The sequence below is a fragment of the Streptomyces sp. NPDC048604 genome (assembly GCF_043199435.1).
Taxonomy (GTDB): domain Bacteria; phylum Actinomycetota; class Actinomycetes; order Streptomycetales; family Streptomycetaceae; genus Streptomyces.
In genome coordinates, this window is sequence record NZ_JBICVX010000001.1 from 616,258 (window position 1) to 639,067 (window position 22,810).

The following is a 22,810-nucleotide window of genomic DNA, read 5'->3' on the forward strand; positions in this document are numbered from 1 at the left end:
GCGGACATCGCTCCTGGCAAGGAGGCGGTACGCCGGACCGCTAGCGTCACCGTATGGACATCGGTTGGGAAGAGTACGGCTGGGAGCGGCTCGCGGACGGGGTCGGAAGGCGGCGGCTGCCGGGCTGGGACGCCACCGTGGGGCTCGTACTGGGCGATCGGGCGGTACTTCTGTACGACACGGGCGCCTCGCTGCGGGAGGGGGCGGAACTGCGCTCCCAGGCGGAGGCGATGACCGGGCGGAAAGTGACGCACATCGCACTCAGCCACCCGCACTTCGATCATGTACTCGGCACGGCGGCGTTCGCCGGGGTCGAGGTGTACGGGGCGGTCGGCATGGACACGCTGCTGCGCGGCCGGGAGCGGGAGGCGCTGCGGGCGGACGCGGTGGCGCAGGGGCTGGGCGCGGCGGAGGCCGCGGAGGCGGCGGACGTCCTGGTGGCGCCGCAGCACGTGGTGTCCGGCGAGTGGACGCTGGATCTGGGCGGCCGGCAGGTCCTGCTGGCCAACGTGGGCCCCGGCCACTCGGGCCACGACCTGGTGCTGCTGGTGCCGGGGTCGCGGGAGGTCGTGTTCTGCGGCGACCTGGTGGAGGAGTCGGGCGAGCCGCAGGCGGGCCCGGACGCGGTCCCGTCGCAGTGGCCGGCGGCGCTGGACCGCCTGCTGGCCCTGGGCGGCGAGGACGCCTGCTACGTGCCGGGGCACGGCGCGGTGGTGGACGCGGCGTTCGTACGGGCGCAGCGCGATGAACTGGCACGACGGATCGAGGTGCCCTAACGTCCCCCAAGTGCGCGCCTACAACCCAGACCTGACACCTCCTTGGAAGCGTTCCGCTCCCGTTCCCGAGGTCCCGGCGGAGCCGGACCTGGTGGTGGAGGAGGTGTCCACGGGCTTCTGCGGGGCCGTGATCCGCTGCGAGGCGGGCACGGTCACGCTGGAGGACCGCTTCGGCAAGCACCGCGTGTACCCGATGGACCCCCGGGGCTTCCTCCTGGAAGGCCGGGTGGTCACGCTCGTCCGCCCGTCCGCGGCCGCGCCCGGGCGCCCGGCCCGTACGGCCTCCGGCTCGATCGCGGTGCCCGGCGCGCGAGCGCGGGTGGCCCGGGCGGGGCGCATCTACGTGGAGGGCCGGCACGACGCGGAGCTGGTCGAGAAGGTCTGGGGCGACGACCTGCGCATCGAGGGCGTGGTCGTGGAGTACCTGGAGGGCGTCGACGACCTGCCGGCGATCGTCGCCGACTTCGCCCCGGGTCCGGACGCCCGCCTGGGCGTGCTGGTCGACCACCTGGTCCCCGGCTCGAAGGAGTCCCGCCTGGCGGCCCGGGTCACGGGCGAACACGTCCTGGTGGTGGGCCACCCGTACGTGGACGTCTGGGAAGCGGTGAAGCCGTCGTCCCTGGGCATCGAGTCCTGGCCCCGGATCCCCCACGGCCAGGACTGGAAGACGGGCGTCTGCCGGGCCCTGGGCTGGCCGGAGAACACCGGCGCGGCCTGGCAGCACATCCTGTCCCGGGTGACCTCGTACAAGGACCTGGAGCCGGAGCTCCTGGGCAGGGTCGAGGAACTGATCGACTTCGTCACGGCCCCCTAGGCCATTTCGGCAAGGGGTGGGCACAGCCCACGAGGCCGACGCCCGTCCGGAACGATCAGTCCACCAGATCCCTGACCACCGCATCCGCCAGCAACCGCCCCCGCAGCGTCAGCACCGCCCGCCCCGTGTCGTACGCGCCCGCGTCGAGCAGTCCGTCCTCCAGGGCGCGCCTGGACGCCTTGAGGCCCGCAGGGCGGAGGAGCTCCAGCTCCACGCCCTCCTTCAGCCGCAGCTCCAGCAGGATCCGCTCCACCCGCCGGTCCTCGTCGGCGAGGATCTCGCGGCCCGCGCCGGGGGACTTCCCGGCCGCGAGGGCCGCCGCGTACGCGCCCGGGTGCTTGACGTTCCACCAGCGCACGCCGCCCACGTGGCTGTGGGCGCCCGGTCCCGCGCCCCACCAGTCCGCGCCGCGCCAGTACAGCTCGTTGTGCAGGCAGCGGCCGGCCTCCGAGGTGGCCCAGTTGGAGACCTCGTACCAGTCGAAGCCCGCCCCCGAGAGGACCTCCTCGGCCATGAGGTACCGGTCCGCGTGCACGTCGTCGTCGGTCATCGGCACCTCGCCGCGGCGTATCCGCCGGGCCAGCTGCGTGCCCTCCTCGACGATGAGCGCGTAGGCGCTGACGTGGTCGGGGCCGGCCCCGATCGCCGCGTCGAGGGACGCCCGCCAGTCCTCGTCGGACTCCCCGGGCGTGCCGTAGATGAGGTCGAGGTTGACGTGCTCGAAGCCCGCCGCCCGCGCCTCCCCGACGCACGCCTCGGGCCGCCCCGGCGTGTGGGTGCGGTCGAGGACCTTCAGGACGTGCTGCCGCGCGCTCTGCATGCCGAACGAGATCCGGTTGAAGCCGCCGGCCCGCAGCTCCGCCAGATACGCGGGGTCGACGGATTCCGGGTTGGCCTCCGTCGTCACCTCGGCGTCGTCCGCGAGCCCGAACTCATCGCGGACCGCCCCCAGCATCCGCACGAGGTCGCCGGCCGCGAGCAGCGTCGGCGTGCCGCCGCCGACGAACAGCGTCCGCACCGGCCGCGGGTCGTCCCCGAGCACCTTGCGGGCGAGGCGTATCTCGTCGACGACCTGCTCGGCGTAGTTGTCCCGCGAGGCGAGCACGCCTCCGGTGCCGCGCAGCTCGCTGGCGGTGTACGTGTTGAAGTCGCAGTAGCCGCACCGCGTGGCGCAGTACGGCACGTGCAGATAGAACCCGAGCGGACGCTCCCCGGCCCCCTCAAGGGCGCGTGCGGGCAGCGCCCCGTCCTCGGGCATGGGCTCACCATCGGGCAGTACGGAAGGCATGAGCCCATTGTCCCGTACCGCCCGAGGTGAGCCCTCGGCCTGTGGATAACCCGGCGTCGGAGGCGTTACGCCTCCCGGGCGCCCGCGTACATCTCGTCGATGAGGTGCTGGTAGGTGCGCTCGACCACGGGGCGCTTCATCTTCAGGCTGGGGGTGAGCTCGCCGTGCTCGACGTCGAGGTCGCGCGGCAGCAGGCGGAACTTCTTGACCGTCTGCCAGCGCTGCAGGCCCTCATTGAGGCGCTCCACATAGCCCTGGATCAGCTTCTCGACCTGCGGGGAACCGACGACCTCGGCGTACGACTTGCCGCTCAGGCCGTTGTCGGCCGCCCAGCTCTGGATGGCGGCCTCGTCGAGGGCGATGAGCGCGGAGCAGTAGTTGCGGTCCGCGCCGAGCACCACGATGTTCGAGACGAACGGGCAGACCGCCTTGAACTGGCCCTCGATCTCGGTCGGCGCGATGTACTTGCCGCCCGAGGTCTTGAACAGGTCCTTCTTGCGGTCGGTGATCCGCAGGTAGCCGTCCGCGGACAGCTCGCCGATGTCGCCGGTGTGGAACCAGCCGTCCGCCTCCAGGACCTCCGCCGTCTTCTCCGGCAGGCCGTGGTACCCCTCCATGATGCCGGGGCCGCGCAGCAGGATCTCGCCGTCGTCGGCGATCCGGACCTCGGTGCCGGGAAGCGGCTTGCCGACGGTGCCGGTGCGGTACGCCTCGCCCGGGTTGACGAAGGACGCCGCGGAGGACTCCGTCAGGCCGTAGCCCTCCAGGATGTGGATGCCGGCGCCGGAGAAGAAGTAGCCGATCTCGGGCGCGAGGGCGACCGAGCCGGAGACGGCGGCGCGCAGCCGGCCGCCGAAGGCATCGCGGAGCTTCTTGTAGACCAGGGCGTCGGCGACCTTGTGCTTCGCGGTGAGCGCGAAGGGCGCGGAGGCGGTGCCGGTGCGGCGGAAGTTGTCCTGGGTGACCTTGGCGTACTCGCGGGCCACCCCGGCCGCCCACTGGAAGATCTTGTACTTCGCGCCGCCGGCCTCGCGGGCCTTCGCGGCGACGCCGTTGTAGACCTTCTCGAAGATGCGCGGCACGGCGGCCATGTAGGTCGGCTGGACCACCGGCAGGTTCACGATGATCTTGTCGATGCGGCCGTCGACGGCGGTGACGTGGCCGACCTCGATCTGGCCGGAGGTCAGCACTTTGCCGAAGACGTGGGCGAGCGGCAGCCACAGGTACTGGACGTCGTCCTTGGTGACCAGGCCGGTGGCGGCGATGGCCTTGGCCATGTACGACCAGTTGTCGTGCGGCAGGCGGACGCCCTTGGGGCGGCCGGTGGTGCCGGAGGTGTAGATCAGCGTGGCGAGCTTGTCGGCGGTGATCTCCGCGACGCGCTCCTTGACGGCCTCGGGGTGCTTCTCGAGGTACGCCGCTCCGCGCTTCTCGAGGTCGGCGAGGGTGAGGACCCAGCCCTCCGGGTCGCCCTCGGCGCCCTCCTCGATGCCCTCCGCGTCCAGGACGATGACATGGTGCAGCTCGGGCAGGTCGGCGCGGCGCTCGCGCGCCTTGGCCAGCTGCTCGGCGTTCTCCGCGATCAGCGCCTTGGACTCGGAGTCCGCGAGGATGAACGCCGACTCCTCGGCGTTGGTCGACGGGTACACCGTCGTCGTCGCGGCGCCCGCGCACATCACGCCGAGGTCGGCGAGGATCCACTCGACCCGCGTGGCGGAGGCGAGCGCGACCCGCTCCTCCGGGCGGATGCCCAGATCGATCAGACCGGCGGCAATGGCATAGACCCGCTCCGCGGCATCGCCCCAGGTCAGCGACTTCCAGACGTCCGGGCCCTGCCCCGTGGAGGAAGGCACCGGGTACCGGTAGGCCTCCGCATCAGGAGTCTGCGCGACGCGCTCAAGGAAGAGGGACGCCACGGAGGGCGGCCGGTTCTCGATCAGGGTCTGTGTGTCGCTCACGACGTCCTCCGGGCGGGCGGCGGTGCCTTCTGGCGGTGCGTATTTAACTGGCGAGTAACCTACGAGCCGGGATCAGACTAGTTGGCCGAAGACCGCCGCGTAAGAGCCTGCGCCCCGCCGCTTCATACCCGGTTCATAACGAAGGGACCCGCACGCCACCACACGAACGGGCTCCCGCTCGTTCGCGCGGGAGCCCGTTCGGGTGTCTTGCGTCAGCTGTATGGCCGAAACCCGACCATCGAGCGCCGGGTCACTTCTTGGTCTTGCCGCCGGCCGCGTCGTCGCTCGACAGGACGGCGATGAAGGCCTCCTGCGGGACCTCCACCGAGCCGACCATCTTCATCCGCTTCTTGCCTTCCTTCTGCTTCTCCAGCAGCTTCCGCTTACGGGAGATGTCACCGCCGTAGCACTTGGCGAGGACGTCCTTGCGGATGGCGCGGATGGTCTCGCGGGCGATCACCCGGGAGCCGATGGCGGCCTGGATCGGCACCTCGAAGGCCTGCCGCGGGATCAGCTCGCGCAGCTTGGCGACGAGCCGCACGCCGTACGCGTACGCGGCGTCCTTGTGGGTGACGGCCGAGAAGGCGTCGACCTTGTCGCCGTGCAACAGGATGTCGACCTTGACCAGGCTGGAGGCCTGCTCGCCGGTGGGCTCGTAGTCGAGGGAGGCGTAACCGCGCGTCTTGGACTTCAGCTGGTCGAAGAAGTCGAAGACGATCTCGGCGAGGGGCAGGGTGTAGCGGATCTCGACCCGGTCCTCGGAGAGGTAGTCCATGCCGATCAGGGTGCCGCGACGGGTCTGGCACAGCTCCATGATCGCGCCGATGAACTCACTGGGGGCGAGGATCGTGGCGCGTACGACGGGCTCGTACACATCGTTGATCTTGCCCTCGGGGAACTCGCTCGGATTGGTAACCGTGTGCTCGCTGCCGTCCTCCATGACCACGCGGTAGACCACGTTGGGGGCGGTGGCGATGAGGTCGAGGCCGAACTCGCGCTCGAGCCGCTCACGGATGACATCGAGGTGGAGCAGGCCCAGGAACCCGACGCGGAAGCCGAAGCCCAGCGCGGCGGAGGTCTCCGGCTCGTAGACCAGCGCGGCGTCGTTGAGCTGCAGCTTGTCGAGGGCCTCGCGGAGGTCCGGGTACTCCGAGCCGTCCAGCGGGTAGAGGCCCGAGAAGACCATCGGCTTCGGGTCCTTGTAACCGCCGAGAGCCTCGGTGGCGCCCTTGTTCAGGGAGGTGATCGTGTCACCGACCTTGGACTGGCGGACGTCCTTCACGCCGGTGATGAGGTAGCCCACCTCACCGACGCCCAGACCGTCGGAAGGTGTCATCTCCGGAGACGAGACACCGATCTCGAGCAGCTCGTGGGTGGCGCCGGTCGACATCATCTTGATGCGCTCGCGCTTGTTCAGCTGACCGTCGACCACTCGCACATAGGTCACGACACCGCGGTACGAGTCGTACACGGAGTCGAAGATCATCGCGCGGGCGGGCGCGTCGGCCACGCCGACCGGGGCGGGAACGTCCCGGACGACCCGGTCGAGCAGCGCGTCGACACCGACACCGGTCTTCGCGGAGACCTTGAGGACGTCCTCCGGCTGGCAGCCGATGAGGTTGGCCAGCTCCTCGGAGAACTTCTCCGGCTGGGCGGCCGGCAGGTCGATCTTGTTCAGCACGGGAACGATCGTGAGGTCGTTCTCCATGGCCAGGTAGAGGTTGGCCAGCGTCTGCGCCTCGATGCCCTGGGCCGCGTCGACCAGCAGGACCGTGCCCTCACAGGCGGCGAGCGACCGGGACACCTCATAGGTGAAGTCGACGTGCCCAGGGGTGTCGATCATGTTCAGGATGTGCGTGTCGCCCTGACCCGGACCCTCGGTCGGCGCCCACGGCAGCCGGACCGCCTGGGACTTGATCGTGATGCCGCGCTCCCGCTCGATGTCCATGCGGTCGAGGTACTGGGCACGCATCTGCCGCTGGTCGACCACACCGGTCAGCTGGAGCATCCGGTCGGCGAGCGTGGACTTGCCGTGGTCGATGTGCGCGATGATGCAGAAGTTGCGGATCAGAGCCGGGTCGGTACGGCTCGGCTCGGGCACGTTGGTAGGAGTCGCGGGCACGCAGGGTCTCGTCTCGGGGCGATGTCGGATCGATACGTAGGCTCCATGGTCCCATGCCCGTCGCCCTGCGCCCGGTTTGGGCGGGCACGAGAGTGGCTGATAGTGTGGATAGCTGTGTCTCGTGTGCCCTCTCAGCCTGCGAGACGCATCCAGAAGGAACATCGAACCTGTAAAGGCTCTTTTCGTGGCGAACATCAAGTCCCAGATCAAGCGGAACAAGACGAACGAGAAGGCGCGCCTGCGCAACAAGGCCGTCAAGTCCTCGCTCAAGACCGCGATCCGCAAGGCCCGTGAGGCTGCCGCCGGCGGCGACGTCGAGAAGGCCACCGTGGCCGTTCGCGAGGCGTCCCGTCAGCTCGACAAGGCCGTCTCCAAGGGTGTCATCCACAAGAACGCCGCCGCCAACAAGAAGTCGGCGCTGGCCACCAAGGTTGCCTCCCTCCAGGGCTGAGCTCTGATGTAACCGCCGGAACGGACACAGCGGTCCCTCTCACCCGCTCCTGACCGGCTTCCGGTCGCACGCGGACGCGTTCGCCACGCGTGTGCGACCAGTACCAGGCACCAAACCGAGGCCCCGTCCCCGCCCTTCCCCAGGGCGCGGGACGGGGCCTTCGGCGTACAGCCGGCGACGCGTACGGCCGTCGACGCGTACGGCCGTCGACGCGTGCGGCTTCGGGCGTCCGGCCCTCGGCGTACGGCTTGGGCGTACGGCGGCTGCTCAGCCGCGCATGCGGGCCGCGCGCGCGATCGTCACGACCGCCTTCTCGAGCGCGTACTCCGGGTCCGCCCCGCTGCCCTTCACCCCCGCGTCCGCCTCCGCCACCGCGCGCAGCGCGAGGGCGACACCGTCGGGGGTCCAGCCGCGCATCTGCTGCCGCACCCGGTCGATCTTCCACGGCGGCATGCCCAGCTCCCGGGCCAGGTCCGCCGGCCGGCCGCCGCGCGCGGAGGACAGCTTGCCGATCGCCCGCACCCCCTGCGCGAGCGCGCTCGTGATCAGCACCGGCGCGACCCCCGTCGACAGCGACCAGCGCAACGCCTCCAGGGCCTCCGCGGCCCGCCCCTCCACGGCGCGGTCCGCGACCGTGAACGACGACGCCTCCGCGCGGCCCGTGTAGTACCGCCCGACGACCGCCTCGTCGATCGTCCCCTCGACGTCCGCCGTCAGCTGCGACACCGCCGAGGCCAGCTCCCGCAGGTCGCTGCCGATCGCGTCGACCAGCGTCTGGCACGCCTCCGGCGTCGCCGACCGGCCGATCGCCCGGAACTCCTGCCGTACGAACGTGAGCCGCTCCGCGGGCTTCGTGGTCTTGGGGCAGGCGACCTCCCGCGCCCCGGCCTTGCGCGCCGCGTCCAGCAGGCCCTTGCCCTTGGCGGCGCCGGCGTGGAGAAGCACCAGCGTGATCTCCTCGATGGGCGCGTCGATGTACGCCTTGACGTCCTTGATCGTGTCCGCGGAGAGGTCCTGCGCGTTCCGCACGACGAGCACCTTGCGCTCCGCGAAGAGCGAGGGGCTGGTCAGCTCCGCCAGCGTCCCCGGCTGGAGCTGATCGGCGGTGAGGTCGCGTACGTCGGTGTCCGCGTCCGCGGCCCGGGCAGCGGCCACCACCTCCCGCACCGCGCGGTCGAGCAGCAGCTCCTCCTGGCCCACGGCGAGCGTGACGGGGGCGAGGAGGTCGTCGGTCGAAGTCTTTCGGTTTGCCATCGCGCTCCAGCATCCCACGCGACACGGACACTCCCTCCGATGCCGGAGAATGTGCACGTGAGCGATGTGAGACACGTGCTGGTCCTCCCCGACCGCGACGCCGCGGAGGAGGTCGTCGAGGAACTCGGGGACCGCTTCGGCGTCGCCGACCAACCGCAGCTCGTCCGTGACGCCCTGGCGGGCGAGGACGACGCCGAGGACGCCCAGTGGCTGGTCGTCGTCGAGGACCCGGAGTCCCGCCTCGACCCCACGGCCCTCGACGAGTTCGCCGCGGAGTACGAGGGCTGGCTGGAGGCCCCGTAGATCCGCCGGGCCGCTCACGGCGGCGCCGAGGCGCCTCGTTCCCCCTCCGGCAGGGCTCTCCACACCCGTGGTCCGCCGGCCACGGCGATCGCCCCGTCCCGGTCCGTGCGCAGCACCTGCGCGCCGCCGTCCCGCAGCGCCCCGACCGTCCTCGGCGAGGGATGCCCGTACGGGTTGTCCGCACCCGCCGACACCAGCGCGAGCCGCGGGCGGACGGCGCGTATCAGGTCCGGGTCCTGATGGGCCGAGCCATGGTGGGCGACCTTGAGGACGTCCACCGGCGCGAGATCCGGCCGCGCCCGCAACAGGCCCTGCTGCGCCGGGGGTTCGAGGTCCCCGAGCAGCAGCAGCGTCAGCCCGCTGCCGGTCCGCGCCAGCATGGTCACGCTGGCGTCGTTGGGCCCGTCCGCCGCCCCCGCGGGTACGCCGCCGGCTCCCCCGGCCGGCCACAGCACCTCCCACTCCAGTACGCCCACCCGCCGCCGCTCCCCCGGCAGCACCTGCACCACCGGCACCCCCGCGGCGGCCGCGGTCCGTCGCACGAACGCCGCCTGCCCGGGCGGCTCCTCCAGACCGGTCACCTGGATCGCCCCGACCGAGCGTCCTCGCAGCACACCCGGAAGCCCGGCCACGTGATCCGCGTGGAAGTGCGTGAGGACGAGCAACGCCACTCTGCGCACCCCGAGTTCGCTCAGGCACCGGTCCACGAGGACCGGGTCGGGTCCCGCGTCGACCACCACCGCCATGTCCCCGCCGGCCGCCAGCACCGCCGCGTCCCCTTGGCCCACCTGGCACATCACGAACTCCCAGTCCGGCGGCGGCCATCCGGAGACCCACCGGGCCAGCGGCGGCGGCCGCACCACCGCGACCGCGAGCAGCAGGACGCAGCCGGTCACCCACCACCGCCGGTACGGCAGGCTGCGCAGGGCGACCACCACCAGCCCGAAGCCGGCCGCCAGCACCAGCCCCCCGGCCCAGCCGCCGGGCCAGCCCGTCTGCGCACCCGGCAGCTCCGCCCCGGTCCGCGCCACCCCGGCGATCCACCCGGCAGGCCAGCCGGCGACCCACGCCAGGCCCTCCGCGAGGGGCAGCGCCACCGGGGCCAGCGCGAGCGCCGCGAACCCGATGACCGTCGCGGGCGCGACCGCCGCCTCGGCCAGCAGGTTGCACGGGATCGCCACCAGGCTGACCCGCGCGGCGAACACCGCCACCACCGGGGCGCACACGGCCTGCGCCGCCAGCGCCGCGCCCAGCGCGTCCGCGACCCGCCCCGGCGCCCCGCGCCGACGCAGCGCCTCGCTCCACCCCGGCGCGACCGTGAGCAGCGCCCCGGTCGCCAGGACCGACAGCAGGAAGCCGTAACTGCGGGCCAGCCAGGGGTCGTACAGCACCAGCGCGAGCACCGCCGCCGCGAGCGCGGGGATCAGCGTGCGCCGTCTGCCCGTGCCGATCGCGAGCAGGGTGACCAGTCCGCAGGCCGCCGCCCGCAGCACGCTCGGATCGGGCCGGCACACGACCACGAAGGCGAGCGTGAGCGCCCCGCCGGCCAGCGCCGTCGCCCGCAGCGACAGCCCGATCCGTGGTGCCAGGCCGCCCCGTTCGGCCCGCCCGGCCCGCCCCGGCTGCCCGATGAGCAACAGCAGTACGACCGTGAGGTTGCTGCCGCTGACGGCCAGCAGATGCGTGAGATCGGTGGCCTCGAAGGCGTCCCGCAGGTCGGGCGGGACGCGGGAGGTGTCCCCCACGACCAGCCCGGGCAGCAGCGCCCTCGCGTCCGGGGCGAGCCCGTCCGTCGCCCGCCGCAGCCCCGCCCGCAGCTCCCCGGCCAGCCGCTGCGGCGCGGTCGGCGGTCCGGTGATGCGCGGCGGCCCCGTGCCCTCGACCCGGAGCACGGCCGCGTACGGATCGCCGGCCCGCATCGGCGGCGCGGCCCGCGCCGTCACGCGTACCCGGGTCGACGGCAGCAGCCGCAGCCACGCCCGGTCCGCCTCCCCGGCCCGTACGACGACCAGCACCGGCGTCCGCGTCCTGACCGCCGGATCGCCCCGGGCCTCCACCAGGCCGGCCTCGCCGGCCAGCACCACGGCCGCCGAGGACGCCCGGTCGCCGCGCACCACCGGACGGGACGGGCGCGGATCGGAGGTCACGGTCACCTCCGCGGTCAGTCGCCCGTGCTCCCGGGCCAGACCGGGCAGCGGCCCGCGTCCGAGGTCCGCCGCACGCAGCCCCGCCGAAGCCGCGCCGGCCGCCACGCACAGCAACACCGCGGCACAGGCGGTCGCCCGCAACCCCCGCACCGGCCTCCGCCGCCACGCCCGCACCCCCGCGGGGACCATGCACAGCACGGCTCCCGCCGCACACGCGGCCACGGCGACCCCGACGTGCCCGCCTGCCGCGCCCAGGGCGAGCGCGGCAGCCGCCCAGGCGGCCAGCGCCGGCGCCACCAGCCGGAGATCGGCCGGCCCTTCCTGCCACGGCTCACGCACGTCGTCGTCACGGAGCCGGTCAGAGCCGGAGCGGCCCACGCCCACGCGCGCGTCCACGCCCGCGTCCTGCCGGTTCACGGCCGTACCAGCGGTTCGAGTTCGGCGTACCTCCGTGCGCCGATGCCGTTCACCTCACGCAGTTCGGCCACCGAGCGGAATCCGCCGTGCTCCGTGCGGTAGTCCACGATGTGCTGCGCGAGCACCGGTCCGACCCCCGGCAGCGTGTCCAACTGCTCCGCCGTCGCCGAGTTGAGGCTGACCGGCGCTCCCGGCGCGGCGCCGCCCGGCGGACCGGCCGCCACCCCTCCCATCGGGCCGCCGCCCACACCCGGCACCCCGACGACGACCTGCTCGCCGTCCATCAGCACCCGCGCCCGGTTCAGCCCCGTCACGTCCGTGCCCGGCCGCACCCCGCCCGCCGCCCGCAACGCGTCGGCCACCCGCGAACCCGGCGGCAGGCTGAGGATCCCGGGCCTCCGCACCTTGCCGCTCACATCGACCACCACGGCCGCCGGCCGCAGCGACGGCGACGCGCTCCCGCCGGCCCCGCTCGGCGCGGCCACGCCCGGCCCGCCCGTATCTCCCGGCCCGCCCACCCCGGGCGGCGGCACGGCCCGGACGACCTCGGGCACCCGGACCTCCTCCGGCCGCCCGGTCAGGAAGTGCCGTCCGGCCAGCCCCGCGGCCACGACCAGAACCACCGTGAGCGCCACCAGCGTCCGCGGCTCGATGCCGCACCGCACCTGCACCCATAACGGCAGCCGCTCCCGCAGCGCCTCGCCCAGCCGCTCCCGCCACCCGGCACGCCGCCGCCCGCGCGACGCGTCGCGTACCGGCTCTTCCTCCGGCCCAGGCTCCAGCTCCGGAGCAGGGGTCGGAGCCGGGGCCGGAGGCGCCACCGTCTCCGGCTCGCTCCGGCCTGCAGCGCCCCCGTGGAACAGCGCGTCACCCCGGCCGCGTACCACCGCCCCCGCTGCAAGCACCGCCGGCCGCCCGCGTACCCGCGCCCGCCGTCCCGCGCGCCCCGGCGGCGAGCCGCGGACGCCGCGGCGGACCCGGCCGTCCGACCCGGGCGCGCGCCCGGGCCCGCTCGTCGCCGCCCTGCGCACACGCGAGGCAGTCGGCGTGGGCGTCGTCGTGGTCGCGGTCGTCGTCGTTGCAGCCGTCGTCGAGGAATGCGTTCCAAGTTCCATGCAGGCGACGGTAGGCACATTCGTCCGAAGCCGCTGAACAGCCTCGATTTCCGTGGAAAACCGGCGAGTTGTGGAAAAACCCGTCACCCCTGCGAGGGACGGCGATCCTCTAGCGCGGCGAGACCACGACCGCGAGCAGCCCCGGTCCGGTGTGTGCGCCGATGACCGCGCCCACCTCGCTGACGTGCAGTTCCTCGACTCCGGGCACGCGTTCGCGCAAGCGCTCGGCCAGGGCGGCGGCCCGTTCGGGTGCGGCGAGATGGTGGACGGCGACGTCGACCGGGCTCGTGCCCGCCCGCTCGACCGCGAGCTCCTCGAGCCGGGCGATCGCCTTCGACGCGGTGCGCACCTTCTCCTTCAACTCGATGCGTCCGCCGTCCAGTTCGAGCAGCGGCTTCACCGCGAGCGCCGAGCCGAGCAGCGCCTGCGCGGCCCCGATCCTGCCGCCCCGGCGCAGATACTCGAGGGTGTCGACGTAGAAGTACGCGGCCGTCCCGACGGCCCGCTTCTCCGCGGCGGCCACCGCCTCGTCGAGCGTGCCGCCGGCCTCGGCGGTCTCGGCCGCGGCCAGGGCGCAGAAACCGAGCGCCATGCCCATCATCCCCGTGTCGACGACGCGCACCGGCACGGAGGCGTCCTTCGCGGCGAGCACGGCGGCGTCGTACGTGCCGGAGACCTCGGCGGACAGGTGCAGCGAGACGATCCCGGTGGCGCCGGCCTCGGCGGCCGCGCGGTAGGCCGCGGCGAAGTCCTCGGGGCTCGGCCGTGAGGTGGTCACCGGCTTCCGCTTCTGCAGGGCCTGGGTGAGTACGCGGGCCGATACCTCGGTCCCCTCCTCCAGCGCCTCGTCGCCGATGACGACGGTCAGCGGGACCGCGGTGATGCCGTGCCGCTCCATCGCCTGGGGTGGGAGGTAGGCCGTGGAATCGGTGACGATCGCGACATGCCGGGACATGAGCGGGAGGTTACCTCCCGGGGGCGCCTCGCGGCAGCCCGGCCCCCGATCCGTCGCCGCGCACGCCGTCGGACCGGCGCGTCAGCGCGTCCCGTGCACTCCGCTTACCTGCGCGCAGAGCCTTGCGCCGCTTGTCAGTTGGTGGTCTCGGGGCGGGCGGACTTCTCCCACGGGTACGTGGTGAGCCGCGGGTCGGGGGCGGGGAGCTCGCGCGGCCGCCCCGCCTCGTCCGCCGCCTCCGCGGTCCGGGCCGCATCGGCCTCGTCGCCGTCGGGCCACACCTGCTCCGCCTCCGGCGAGGCCGAGCCCGCCTCGGGCCAGGCAGCCGGCCGTCGACCCGTCCCGGCCGCCTGGCCGGTCCCGGCCGCCGCCGCAGGTCTCGTGGCCGTCGGCTCCGGATCGGACTCCAACTCCGACTCCTCCGACCAGTGCCGCAGCGCCCCGGCCTCCATGTCGATCTGGGCGCTCAGCGTCGCCAGGTCGTCGTCCGCGAACTTGCGCGCCCGGTCCCGGGCCGCCCAACGCAACGACTCGGCCGATTTCGTGATCTGCTCGGTCCGCTCCCGCAGGCCCGACAGCTGCGCCGCCACCCCGCTGCGGTCCGGCTCCTTCTCCAGGCTCTTGAGGTCGTCGTCCAGCTCGCGCGCGTGTCCGCTGAGCCGCTTGAACAGGTCGATCGACTCATGCAGCGAGGCGTCCTCCGCGACTCCGGCCTCCAGAGCCGTCTGCGTGGCGCGCATCGAGTTGCGCAGCGAGAGTCTGAGCTGCGCCAGTTCGCCGGCGACGCCGCCCTGGCCGAAGCTGCGGGCGCGCAGTGTGGTGTCCTCGACCGTGCGCTTGGCCTGGCCGATGGTGCGGTCGATGCCGCGGGCGGCCGCCCGGGCAGCCTTCACCGCCGCGTACACCCCCAGCGCCACGAAGGCGAAGAAGAGCAGCGCCATGATCGTGAGCACGAATTCCATGGGCGTCGCTCCTCGGGCAGCGTCATCTGTGTTCTTCCACGGTAAACGGAGAGGGCAGGCCCGTGGTTCCATCGGAACCCCGAACCTGCCCGTAAGGGTTGCCCCTGGTCCCCCGAGGGCAACCCCTACGCCCCGGGGGCGCTGCCCCGTACGTCAGCCGGCGACGATGTTGACCAGCTTCGGCGCGCGCACGATCACCTTGCGGATCGGCGCGCCGCCCAGCGCCGCGACGACCGCGGGCTCGGCCAGTGCCAGCGTCTCCAGCTCGGCGTCGGTGATCGACGGCGAGACCTCCAGGCGGGCCTTGACCTTGCCCTTGATCTGCACGACGCAGGTCACGGTCTCGTCCACGACGTACGCCGGGTCGGCCACCGGGAAGTCCTGGTGGACGACGGAGTCGGTGTGGCCCAGCCTGCGCCACAGCTCCTCGGCGATGTGCGGGGCCAGCGGCGCGGCCAGCAGCACCAGGCTCTCGGCGACCGGCCGGGACACCGGGCCGCCCACCTTGGTCAGGTGGTTGTTCAGCTCGGTGATCTTGGCGATGGCCGTGTTGAAGCGCATCCCGGCCATGTCCTGGGAGACGCCGTCGATCGCCTTGTGCAGGGCGCGCAGCGTGTCCTCGTCCGGCGCGACGTCGACGACGGTGACCTCGCCGGTCGACTCGTCGACAATGTTCCGCCACAGGCGCTGCAGCAGCCGGAACTGGCCGACCACGGCGCGGGTGTCCCAGGGGCGGGAGACGTCCAGCGGGCCCATCGCCATCTCGTACAGGCGCAGGGTGTCCGCGCCGTACTCGGCGCACATCTCGTCCGGCGTGACGGCGTTCTTCAGGGACTTGCCCATCTTGCCCAGGACGCGGCTGACCTTCTCGCCCTGGTGGTAGTAGCCGCCGTCGCGCTCCTCGACCTCGGCCGCGGACACCGCGATGCCGCGCGCGTCGCGGTAGACGAAGGCCTGGATCATGCCCTGGTTGAACAGCTTGTGGAACGGCTCGGCCGAGGACACGTACCCCAGGTCGAACAGCATCTTGGACCAGAAGCGCGCGTACAGCAGGTGCAGCACGGCGTGCTCGGCGCCGCCGACGTACAGGTCGACACCGCCGGTGGGCATGCCCTCGCGCGGGCCCATCCAGTACTGCTCGATCGCCGGGTCGACCAGGCGCTCGGAGTTGTGCGGGTCCAGGTAGCGCAGCTCGTACCAGCAGGAACCGGCCCAGTTGGGCATGGTGTTGGTCTCGCGGCGGTACTTCTTGGGGCCGTCGCCCAGGTCCAGGGTGACGTTGACCCAGTCGGCGTTGCGGGACAGCGGCGGCTCGGGCCGGCTGTCGGCGTCCTCCGGGTCGAAGGTGCGCGGCGAGTAGTCGTCGACCTCCGGCAGCTCCAGCGGCAGCATCGACTCGGGCAGCGCGTGGGCGACGCCGTCCTCGTCGTAGACGATCGGGAAGGGCTCGCCCCAGTACCGCTGGCGGCTGAACAGCCAGTCGCGCAGACGGAAGTTGACGGTGCCCTCGCCGATGCCGCGGTCGGCCAGCCAGGCGGTGATCTTCGCCTTGGCGTCGACGACGCCCTGGCCGTCCAGGGAGATCTCGTCGTTGGCCGAGTTGACCAGCCTGGCCTCGTACGAGGCGAAGGCGTCGTCCCAGGCCGCGGGGTCGGTGCCGCGGTCGTCGCTCGGCTCGACGACGCAGCGCATCGGCAGCTCGAAGGCGCGGGCGAAGGCGAAGTCGCGGGAGTCGTGGGCCGGGACGGCCATGATCGCGCCGGTGCCGTAGCCCATCAGGACGTAGTCGGCGATGAAGACGGGGACCTGCTCGCCGCTGACCGGGTTGGTCGCGTACGCGCCGGTGAAGACGCCGGTCTTCTCCTTGACCTCGGCCTGCCGCTCGACGTCGGACTTGGAGGCGGCCTGCTTGCGGTAGGCGGCGACGGCCTCGGCCGGGGTGGCGTGCCCGCCGGTCCACACGTCGTGGGTGCCCTCGGGCCAGGCGGCCGGGACGATCTTCTCGACCAGGTCGTGCTCCGGGGCCAGCACCATGTAGGTGGCGCCGAACAGGGTGTCCTGGCGGGTGGTGAAGACGGTGATGGCGTCGTCGCCGACGGCGAAGTCGACGCGGGCGCCCTCGGAGCGGCCGATCCAGTTGCGCTGCTGCAGCTTGATGGCCTCGGGCCAGTCCAGCGCGTCCAGATCATCCAGCAGGCGGTCCGCATAGGCGGTGATGCGCATGTTCCACTGGCGCAGCTTCGCCTTGAAGACGGGGTAGTTGCCGCGCTCGGAGCGGCCCTCGGCGGTGACCTCCTCGTTGGCCAGCACGGTGCCCAGGCCGGGGCACCAGTTGACCGGCGCGTCGGAGGTGTACGCCAGGCGGTACTCGCCCAGGACGTCGGCGCGCTCGGTCTCGCTCAGCGCGGCCCAGGCGCGGCCCCCGGGGACCTCACGGGCGCCGCTCTCGAACTGCGCGACCAGCTCGGCGATCGGGCGGGCCTTCTGCGCCTCGCCGTCGTACCAGGCGTTGAAGATCTGCAGGAAGATCCACTGGGTCCACTTGTAGTAGTCCGGGTCGATCGTGGCGAACGACCGGCGCCGGTCGTGGCCCAGGCCCAGGCGGCGCAGCTGCGCCTTCATGTTCTCCATGTTGGCCTCGGTGGACACGCGGGGGTGCGTGCCCGTCTGCACGGCGTACTGCTCCGCCGGCAGGCCGAAGGCGTCGAAGCCCAGGGTGTGCAGCACGTTGTGCCCGCTCATGCGCTGGTGCCGCGCGAAGACGTCGGTGGCGATGTAGCCCAGCGGGTGACCGACGTGCAGGCCCGCACCGGAGGGGTACGGGAACATGTCCATGATGAATTTCTTGGGGCGGGCGACGACGGCCTCGTCCCCGGCCAGGTCGCCCGTCGGGTTCGGCGCCTCGTAGGTGCCCTCGGCGTCCCAGAAGTCCTGCCAGCGTGCCTCGATGTCGGCGGCCATCTCCGCCGTATAACGATGCGGGGCCGCCGTCTCGGCAGCCGAATTCATCTCGCTCATGATCCCTGAAGCTCCATCGATCGTCTCTGCCCACTGCCCGCGAACTGCACTGCCGTGAAATGAAAAAGCCCCTCGCACAGGAGGGGTCGCCGCGCCGATTCCGACAGATCTCTCATCCGTCGGGACTGATCAGCGCGGCTCGCTAAGCAGGAGGCGGTCGGCACGCATGGCGTCAGGGTACCGCAGGGCCCCAGCGGGCTGCACGGGCGTTTCGCCCCATGAGCGCGTACGGGCGACGCGGGGCGTCGGGGCTGACGCAGAGCGACGGGAGTTGCCGACCGGAGGTCCGGGCCGCCCGGGTTACTCCGCGTATCGCCCCTATCCAGGGCAACCTCAGAGTCAGTTTGCGCGCGCGACAGATGTAAACCTGCAAACCACCTACCCGCTGGTATGCGGCGACTTAGCATGCGGCAACGGGACCGCTTGTCCGCACCATTCGGAGTCGCCCCCATGAGCCCTCATCGCAAGATCCGATCATCGCCCGGACCTCAGGCCGGTATGAGCCGGCAGGTTCAGGGCGGCCTTTCGGTCGCGGCGCTGGTGATCATTCCGTTGCTCGCCATTGGCGGCAGCGACGGCTTCCGCGCCACGCTCGACTTCACCACCGGCGTGCTCTCCCTCGTGTCGCTCACCGCGTCCGTCGCCTGGGGCCTGATAGCCACCGACCGGCTGCTGCTCACCACGCGACAGCGGCTGCTCGCCCAGGGCATCCACCGCGGCACCGCCGTCGCCTCCCTCGGCTTCCTTCTCCTGCACGGCACGGTGAAGGTCTCCCTCGGCCATGTGGAGGCGCTCGGCGCGTTCGTCCCCTTCGGGCTGGGCGTCACCGGCACCGCAGGCCTGATCGGCTTCGGCTCGCTCGCCGGACTGCTGATGGTCGTCGCGGCCTCGACCGGGGCGCTGCGCAGCACCCTGGCGGGACGCGGCCGGATCGCGGCCCGCTGGCGGCCGCTGCACATGCTGGCGTACCCGGCCTGGTGCTGCGCCCTGATCCACGGCCTGTACGCGGGACGCGCGGCGGCGACCTGGGTCGTCGTCATGTACTGCCTGTCGCTCGCCGGCGTCGCCGCCGCCGTGACCCTGCGCCTGCTGCCCGACCCCGTGCGGCAGCAGATCGCGGGCCGCGTCCTGGCACTGACCGGCCGCGGCGCGGAACGCCCCGAGGAACGCCCGGAGCCGTCCCGGGAGGCGGAACCGGAGCCGTACGACCCGCCGGCCGCCCGACGCCCCCTGAGGGGCTTCACGGAGCGGTACGGAGACGGGGACCGTGACCAGGACCCGGGCTGGGGCAGGAGCCGGGACATGGACGCGTACGCGACCACGTACGCCCCCGGGCTCGACCGGGGCCCGCTCGCCCCGCCCCCGCTCGACACCACGACCGTCCGGACCCGCCCCCGCCTGACCGCCCCTTCGCCCGCCGCACCGTCGCCCGCCGCCCCCGCGGCGTCCGCGACCCCGTCCCCGTCCCCGTCCCCCATAGGGGGTTTCTCGGCCGCGTACCGCGCGGTGTCCGAGATCCCGCTCGCCGAGCGGGTGCCGATGACCGAGGAGCTGCCGGTCGTCACGGACGCCGCCCCCAGGCCCGGCTACTGGCCCGCCCCCTCTCCCCCGCCACCGGCCTACGCGAACCCCGCAGAGACCGTGACCGGCCCGCTCGGCGGCCCCGCGCCCGGCGAGCCCTGGACCGCACCCGCAGGAGACCGCCCGTGAACGCCCCGCTCCCCGACGTCCCCGAGGTCCGCGTCGTCGGCCTGCCCCAGCTCACCCAGGGCTTCGACCTGGTGGAGCGGCTCGACCTGGCCATGCACCTGAAGGTGCACGGCCCCCTGGAACCGATGAACGGCGAGCGGCTCGCCCAGCTCGCGGACGACATATCCCTGCGCGGCCGCGGCGGCGCGGGGTTCCCCTTCGGCCGCAAGCTCCGCTCGGTGGCGAAGTCGGCCATCAGACGCGGTGTGCGGCCCGTCGTGGTGATCAACGGCAGCGAGGGCGAGCCCGCCTGCCGCAAGGACACCGTCATGCTCAACCGCTCCCCGCACCTCATCCTGGACGGCGCCCTGCTCGCCGCGGAGGCGCTCGGCGCGCGCACCCTGATCGTGGCGGTGACCCGCAACTCCACGGAGATCTCGATCCGCGCCGCCCTCGCCGAGCGCGGCCTGTCCGACCGGCGCGGCCAGTCGCTGCGCGCCCGGGTCGTGCGCACCCCGGAGCGGATGGTGTCCGGTGAGGCGTCGGCGGTGATCCGCGCCGCGAGCGGCGGCCCGGCCCTGCCGCCGGGACGCCGGGAGCGGGCCGCGGAGTCCGGCGTCGGCGGCGCTCCGACGCTGCTGTCCAACGCGGAGACCTTCGCGCAGCTCGCCGTGGCCGCGCGGATCGGCGCCCGCCGCTACGGCCACACCGGCCTCGACACCGAGCCGGGGACCGTCCTGCTGACGCTCTCCGGGGCGGTGGCCCGCCCGATGGTGGTCGAGGTCCCGAGCGGCGTCCCGCTGCGCTACGTGCTCCAGCTCGCCGGCGCCCCGCCGCTGCCGCAGGGCGTGCTCACCGGCGGCTACCACGGCAACTGGATCGACTCCATGGCCGTGCACAACGCCGTGGTGTCGCGAGAGTCCATGGCGGCGGTCGGCGGCTCCCTGGGCGCGGGCGCGATCCTGCCGATCGGTCCGGAGACCTGCCCGCTGGGCGAGGCGCTGCGGGTGGCGAACTGGCTGGCCGCGGAGACGGCCGGACAGTGCGGCCCGTGCCGGCTCGGGCTGCCGGCCGCCGCCGGCGGTCTGTCGGACGTGCTGAACGGCGGCGGCCCGGCCGCCCTGGAGGCGCTGCGCGAGGTCACCCAGGCCGTGAAGGGCCGGGGCGCGTGCAAGCACCCCGACGGCTCGGCCCGGTTCTTCGCCTCCACCCTGTCGGCGTTCACCGACGATCTGGCCGCGCACGTCCTGGACGGCGGCTGCGGCCGGCCGACGACCGGGGTGCTGCCGCTGCCCTCGCCGGGCTACCAGGACGCCGAGGAGTCGATCCCGAGCGGTGAGCGGCTGGCGGTGGACTGGACGCTGTGCCAGGGCCACGGGCTGTGCGCGGACATCGTGCCGGAGCTGATCCGGCTGGGCCCGGACGGTTTCCCGGCGCTCGCCGACGCCTCGGTGCCGATGCATCTGCGCGGCCGTGCGCAACGCGCCGTACGCCGCTGTCCGGCGCTGGCGCTACGGGTGGAGCAGGCTCCTCAGGAGCGGCCTGCGGCGCTGCCGGCTCTTCCGGCGGTGAACCGCAAGGCACTGGGAAGCGGCCGGGGTTGACAGAAGCGGGCCACCCGATCCGGGTGGCCCGCTTCTTCTTCTGTGGAGCTAAGGAGAATTGAACTCCTGACCTCTTGCATGCCATGCAAGCGCTCTACCAACTGAGCTATAGCCCCTTGCTGTTTTCCGTCTCCGCCCTGGTTTCCCTCGCGGCGACAGACAGAACATTAACCGGCTCCCCCTGGGATCACCAAATCGGTTTCTCCGACGGTTCGACGGCGCCGGGTAGGGTCGCCCGTTGTGACCGTGTCCGTGATCGCCGCAACCCGCGTCCGCCAGTGGCCCCTGGCCACCGCCGCGACGGCCTGCCTGCTCTCCTTGATCGCCTTCTGGGTGGCCCAGCGCGCCGCCCATGTGACGATGCTCGACCTGATGGTCTACCGGGCCGAGGGCGAGACCGTGCGCGCCGGCGGCGACCTGTACGCGATGCGCGCCACGTCGGCGAACCTGGCGATGACGTACCCGCCGTTCGCGGGTCTGCTGTTCACCCCGCTCACCCTGGTCGACGTCCCGCTGATGCGGACCCTGGCCACGGCCGGGAACCTGCTGCTCGTGGTGGCGCTGGTCCATCTGTCGCTGCGCCTGGTGGCACCGGACCGGTCGCGGACCGCGCTGTGGAAGGCGACGTTCTGGGCGGCGGCCGTGCTGGTGTGGTGCGAGCCGGTGTGGACGACCCTGCGGTACGGGCAGATCAACCTGCTGATCGCGGTCGCGGTGCTCTGGGACCTGACCCGGCGGGAGGACAACCGGTGGGCCGGCCTGGGCATCGGTCTCGCCGCCGCGGTCAAACTCACACCCGGACTGTTCGCGGTGCTGCTCTTCGTCGTCGGGCTGCTCCGGCTCCGGGAGGCGGGCTGGAACCACTGGCTGCGCCAGGCACTGACGGCCACGGGCGTGTTCCTGGGAACGACGCTGGTCAGCGCGCTGATCCTGCCGTACGACTCGAAGCGCTTCTGGACCGAGACGCTGTTCGAGACCGGGCGGGTGGGCTTCGCGGAGGAGACCGCGAACCAGTCGCTGCGCGGGGTGCTGGCCCGGCTGATGCACACCGACGACCCGGGCATGTGGTGGGCGGCGAGCGCCGCCGTCCTCGGCGCGGTCGCGATGACGCTCGCGGTTCGGGCGGCGCTGCGCGGCGACAAGGCCCTGGCCGTGGTGGTCTGCGCGCTCACGGCGCTGATGATCAGCCCGATCTCCTGGTCGCACCATTGGGTGTGGTGTGTACCGCTTCTGGTGCTGCTGGCCGACCGGGCACGCACCGTCTGGCCGGTGGTCGCGGTGGCGCTGGCGTTCGTCTCGTTCGCCCTCTGGTGGGTGCCGCACGACCCGGGCCGGCCCGAACTGGACCAGAACCCCGGCCAGATGCTGCTGTCGGGGGTGTACCCCCTGGTGACCGCGGGGCTGCTCGCGGGCTATCTGCTGATGCGGCGGCGCGCTCAGGCCGTGGCGAACGAGTAGAACCGCTTGAGCGTGCAGTGCTCGTCCAGGAGCCGTCCGTAGATCGGCTCCCCCTCGAGTTCCCGGTAGGTCTCGATGGGGTCGCCCTTTATGATCAGCGCCCGCGCGCATTCCTCGCACCAGTACTGGTAGTCGGGGTTGACGGGATCCATGTCCCGGACAATGGGCGTGCCACTGCCGCACCAGTCGCACTTCCGCCTGTGGGCACCCATTCACTCAGCTCCAGCTGTGGCCGCAGGCCGTGCACACGTAGGACACTCCGCCGTTGTCGCCGAGGACTTGGGCGACGTGGGACGAGCCGCACGACGGACAGTGGAGGGGAGCTCGGCGGTCCGCGCGGCCGGTACGGTCCGCACGATCGTCCGCGGCGGCGAACAGATCATCAGTCTGCTCGGCACTGCTCGCGGCCATCGCACATTCCCTCCCCCCCCGGACCGACTTCCCCCTCCGGCGGTCCGATTCTGCCATGGCCACGCAAG

Annotated in this window: 18 protein-coding genes and 1 tRNA gene; 7 read left to right on the forward strand and 12 right to left on the reverse strand. The window is 72.7% G+C overall.

Features of this window, described 5'->3' with window-relative positions:
- Positions 1 to 53: 53 nt before the first annotated feature.
- A complete protein-coding gene (locus ACGFMM_RS03005) occupies positions 54 to 776 on the forward strand; it encodes an MBL fold metallo-hydrolase (RefSeq protein ID WP_393642522.1) in 723 nt (240 codons plus the stop codon).
- A gap of 10 nt (positions 777 to 786) precedes the next feature.
- On the forward strand, positions 787 to 1,590 hold the full coding sequence (locus ACGFMM_RS03010) for a DUF3097 domain-containing protein (RefSeq protein WP_393642524.1): 804 nt from the start codon (positions 787 to 789) through the stop codon (positions 1,588 to 1,590).
- A 55-nt stretch (positions 1,591 to 1,645) separates the two neighbouring features.
- Here the strand turns inward: ACGFMM_RS03010 and hemW are convergent, their stop codons facing one another.
- From hemW to lepA, 3 genes are all read right to left on the reverse strand, one after another.
- Positions 1,646 to 2,878, reverse strand: coding sequence for a radical SAM family heme chaperone HemW (gene hemW / locus ACGFMM_RS03015; protein WP_393642525.1), 1,233 nt, complete (start codon positions 2,876 to 2,878; stop codon positions 1,646 to 1,648).
- A gap of 65 nt (positions 2,879 to 2,943) precedes the next feature.
- Positions 2,944 to 4,836 carry an AMP-dependent synthetase/ligase gene (locus tag ACGFMM_RS03020; RefSeq protein ID WP_393642527.1) on the reverse strand — a complete coding sequence of 631 codons (1,893 nt, stop codon included), beginning with the start codon at positions 4,834 to 4,836 and terminating at the stop codon, positions 2,944 to 2,946.
- Between the two features lie 250 nt (positions 4,837 to 5,086).
- Entirely contained in the window at positions 5,087 to 6,958 is a 1,872-nt protein-coding gene (gene lepA, locus ACGFMM_RS03025) for a translation elongation factor 4 (protein ID WP_393642529.1), read from the reverse strand.
- Positions 6,959 to 7,142: 184 nt separating this feature from the next.
- On the opposite strand from lepA, the gene rpsT reads away from it, so the two are divergent.
- A complete protein-coding gene (rpsT, locus tag ACGFMM_RS03030; RefSeq protein WP_393642531.1) occupies positions 7,143 to 7,409 on the forward strand; it encodes a 30S ribosomal protein S20 in 267 nt (88 codons plus the stop codon).
- Positions 7,410 to 7,676: 267 nt separating this feature from the next.
- Here rpsT and holA read toward each other — a convergent pair whose 3' ends face one another.
- The gene (gene holA / locus ACGFMM_RS03035; RefSeq protein ID WP_393642533.1) at positions 7,677 to 8,663 is read right to left on the reverse strand and encodes a DNA polymerase III subunit delta; all 987 of its coding nucleotides are present in this window, start codon (positions 8,661 to 8,663) and stop codon (positions 7,677 to 7,679) included.
- A 57-nt stretch (positions 8,664 to 8,720) separates the two neighbouring features.
- Between holA and ACGFMM_RS03040 the strand changes: the two genes are divergently transcribed.
- A complete protein-coding gene (locus ACGFMM_RS03040; protein WP_393642535.1) occupies positions 8,721 to 8,966 on the forward strand; it encodes a hypothetical protein in 246 nt (81 codons plus the stop codon).
- A 14-nt stretch (positions 8,967 to 8,980) separates the two neighbouring features.
- Here the strand turns inward: ACGFMM_RS03040 and ACGFMM_RS03045 are convergent, their stop codons facing one another.
- The 5 genes from ACGFMM_RS03045 to leuS all read right to left on the reverse strand — a co-directional run bounded on the left by ACGFMM_RS03045 (position 8,981) and on the right by leuS (position 17,580).
- Positions 8,981 to 11,302 carry a ComEC/Rec2 family competence protein gene (locus tag ACGFMM_RS03045; RefSeq protein WP_393642802.1) on the reverse strand — a complete coding sequence of 774 codons (2,322 nt, stop codon included), beginning with the start codon at positions 11,300 to 11,302 and terminating at the stop codon, positions 8,981 to 8,983.
- A 224-nt stretch (positions 11,303 to 11,526) separates the two neighbouring features.
- Complete coding sequence (locus tag ACGFMM_RS03050; protein ID WP_393642537.1) at positions 11,527 to 12,645, reverse strand: helix-hairpin-helix domain-containing protein; 1,119 nt, start codon at positions 12,643 to 12,645, stop codon at positions 11,527 to 11,529.
- Between the two features lie 109 nt (positions 12,646 to 12,754).
- Positions 12,755 to 13,600 (reverse strand): DegV family protein, encoded by an 846-nt coding sequence (locus ACGFMM_RS03055; RefSeq protein WP_393642539.1) that lies wholly within the window; start codon positions 13,598 to 13,600, stop codon positions 12,755 to 12,757.
- Between the two features lie 134 nt (positions 13,601 to 13,734).
- Positions 13,735 to 14,562 (reverse strand): hypothetical protein, encoded by an 828-nt coding sequence (locus tag ACGFMM_RS03060; RefSeq protein WP_393642541.1) that lies wholly within the window; start codon positions 14,560 to 14,562, stop codon positions 13,735 to 13,737.
- Between the two features lie 153 nt (positions 14,563 to 14,715).
- Positions 14,716 to 17,580 (reverse strand): leucine--tRNA ligase, encoded by a 2,865-nt coding sequence (gene leuS / locus ACGFMM_RS03065; RefSeq protein WP_393642542.1) that lies wholly within the window; start codon positions 17,578 to 17,580, stop codon positions 14,716 to 14,718.
- A 498-nt stretch (positions 17,581 to 18,078) separates the two neighbouring features.
- Here leuS and ACGFMM_RS03070 point away from each other — a divergent pair, with 498 nt between their 5' ends.
- Positions 18,079 to 19,290 carry a hypothetical protein gene (locus ACGFMM_RS03070; RefSeq protein WP_393642544.1) on the forward strand — a complete coding sequence of 404 codons (1,212 nt, stop codon included), beginning with the start codon at positions 18,079 to 18,081 and terminating at the stop codon, positions 19,288 to 19,290.
- Positions 19,287 to 20,873: an NADH-ubiquinone oxidoreductase-F iron-sulfur binding region domain-containing protein gene (locus ACGFMM_RS03075; protein WP_393642546.1), complete on the forward strand. Its 1,587-nt coding sequence runs from the start codon at positions 19,287 to 19,289 to the stop codon at positions 20,871 to 20,873. The genes ACGFMM_RS03070 and ACGFMM_RS03075 overlap by 4 nt, the downstream gene beginning before the upstream one ends.
- A 43-nt stretch (positions 20,874 to 20,916) precedes the next feature.
- Here ACGFMM_RS03075 and ACGFMM_RS03080 read toward each other — a convergent pair.
- Positions 20,917 to 20,989, reverse strand: a tRNA-Ala gene (locus ACGFMM_RS03080).
- Between the two features lie 124 nt (positions 20,990 to 21,113).
- Between ACGFMM_RS03080 and ACGFMM_RS03085 the strand changes: the two genes are divergently transcribed.
- Positions 21,114 to 22,331, forward strand: a complete 1,218-nt coding sequence (locus ACGFMM_RS03085) for a glycosyltransferase 87 family protein (RefSeq protein WP_393642548.1) — start codon at positions 21,114 to 21,116, stop codon at positions 22,329 to 22,331.
- Here the strand turns inward: ACGFMM_RS03085 and ACGFMM_RS03090 are convergent.
- Complete coding sequence (locus ACGFMM_RS03090) at positions 22,310 to 22,543, reverse strand: hypothetical protein (protein ID WP_030494108.1); 234 nt, start codon at positions 22,541 to 22,543, stop codon at positions 22,310 to 22,312. The two genes, ACGFMM_RS03085 and ACGFMM_RS03090, sit on opposite strands and share 22 nt — an antisense overlap.
- A 4-nt stretch (positions 22,544 to 22,547) precedes the next feature.
- Positions 22,548 to 22,742 (reverse strand): hypothetical protein, encoded by a 195-nt coding sequence (locus ACGFMM_RS03095; protein WP_393642550.1) that lies wholly within the window; start codon positions 22,740 to 22,742, stop codon positions 22,548 to 22,550.
- Positions 22,743 to 22,810: the final 68 nt, after the last annotated feature.

Bases quoted from the DNA above. Each gene is read 5' to 3' on its own strand.
- ACGFMM_RS03005 (WP_393642522.1), top strand. From the start codon at position 54: ATGGACATCGGTTGGGAAGAGTACGGCTGGGAGCGGCTCGCGGACGGG.
- hemW (WP_393642525.1), bottom strand. From the start codon at position 2,878: ATGCCTTCCGTACTGCCCGATGGTGAGCCCATGCCCGAGGACGGGGCG.
- holA (WP_393642533.1), bottom strand. From the start codon at position 8,663: ATGGCAAACCGAAAGACTTCGACCGACGACCTCCTCGCCCCCGTCACG.
- ACGFMM_RS03045 (WP_393642802.1), bottom strand. From the start codon at position 11,302: ATGGTCCCCGCGGGGGTGCGGGCGTGGCGGCGGAGGCCGGTGCGGGGG.
- ACGFMM_RS03050 (WP_393642537.1), bottom strand. From the start codon at position 12,645: ATGGAACTTGGAACGCATTCCTCGACGACGGCTGCAACGACGACGACC.
- ACGFMM_RS03055 (WP_393642539.1), bottom strand. From the start codon at position 13,600: ATGTCCCGGCATGTCGCGATCGTCACCGATTCCACGGCCTACCTCCCA.
- ACGFMM_RS03060 (WP_393642541.1), bottom strand. From the start codon at position 14,562: ATGGAATTCGTGCTCACGATCATGGCGCTGCTCTTCTTCGCCTTCGTG.
- leuS (WP_393642542.1), bottom strand. From the start codon at position 17,580: ATGAGCGAGATGAATTCGGCTGCCGAGACGGCGGCCCCGCATCGTTAT.
- ACGFMM_RS03070 (WP_393642544.1), top strand. From the start codon at position 18,079: ATGAGCCGGCAGGTTCAGGGCGGCCTTTCGGTCGCGGCGCTGGTGATC.
- ACGFMM_RS03090 (WP_030494108.1), bottom strand. From the start codon at position 22,543: ATGGGTGCCCACAGGCGGAAGTGCGACTGGTGCGGCAGTGGCACGCCC.
- ACGFMM_RS03095 (WP_393642550.1), bottom strand. From the start codon at position 22,742: ATGGCCGCGAGCAGTGCCGAGCAGACTGATGATCTGTTCGCCGCCGCG.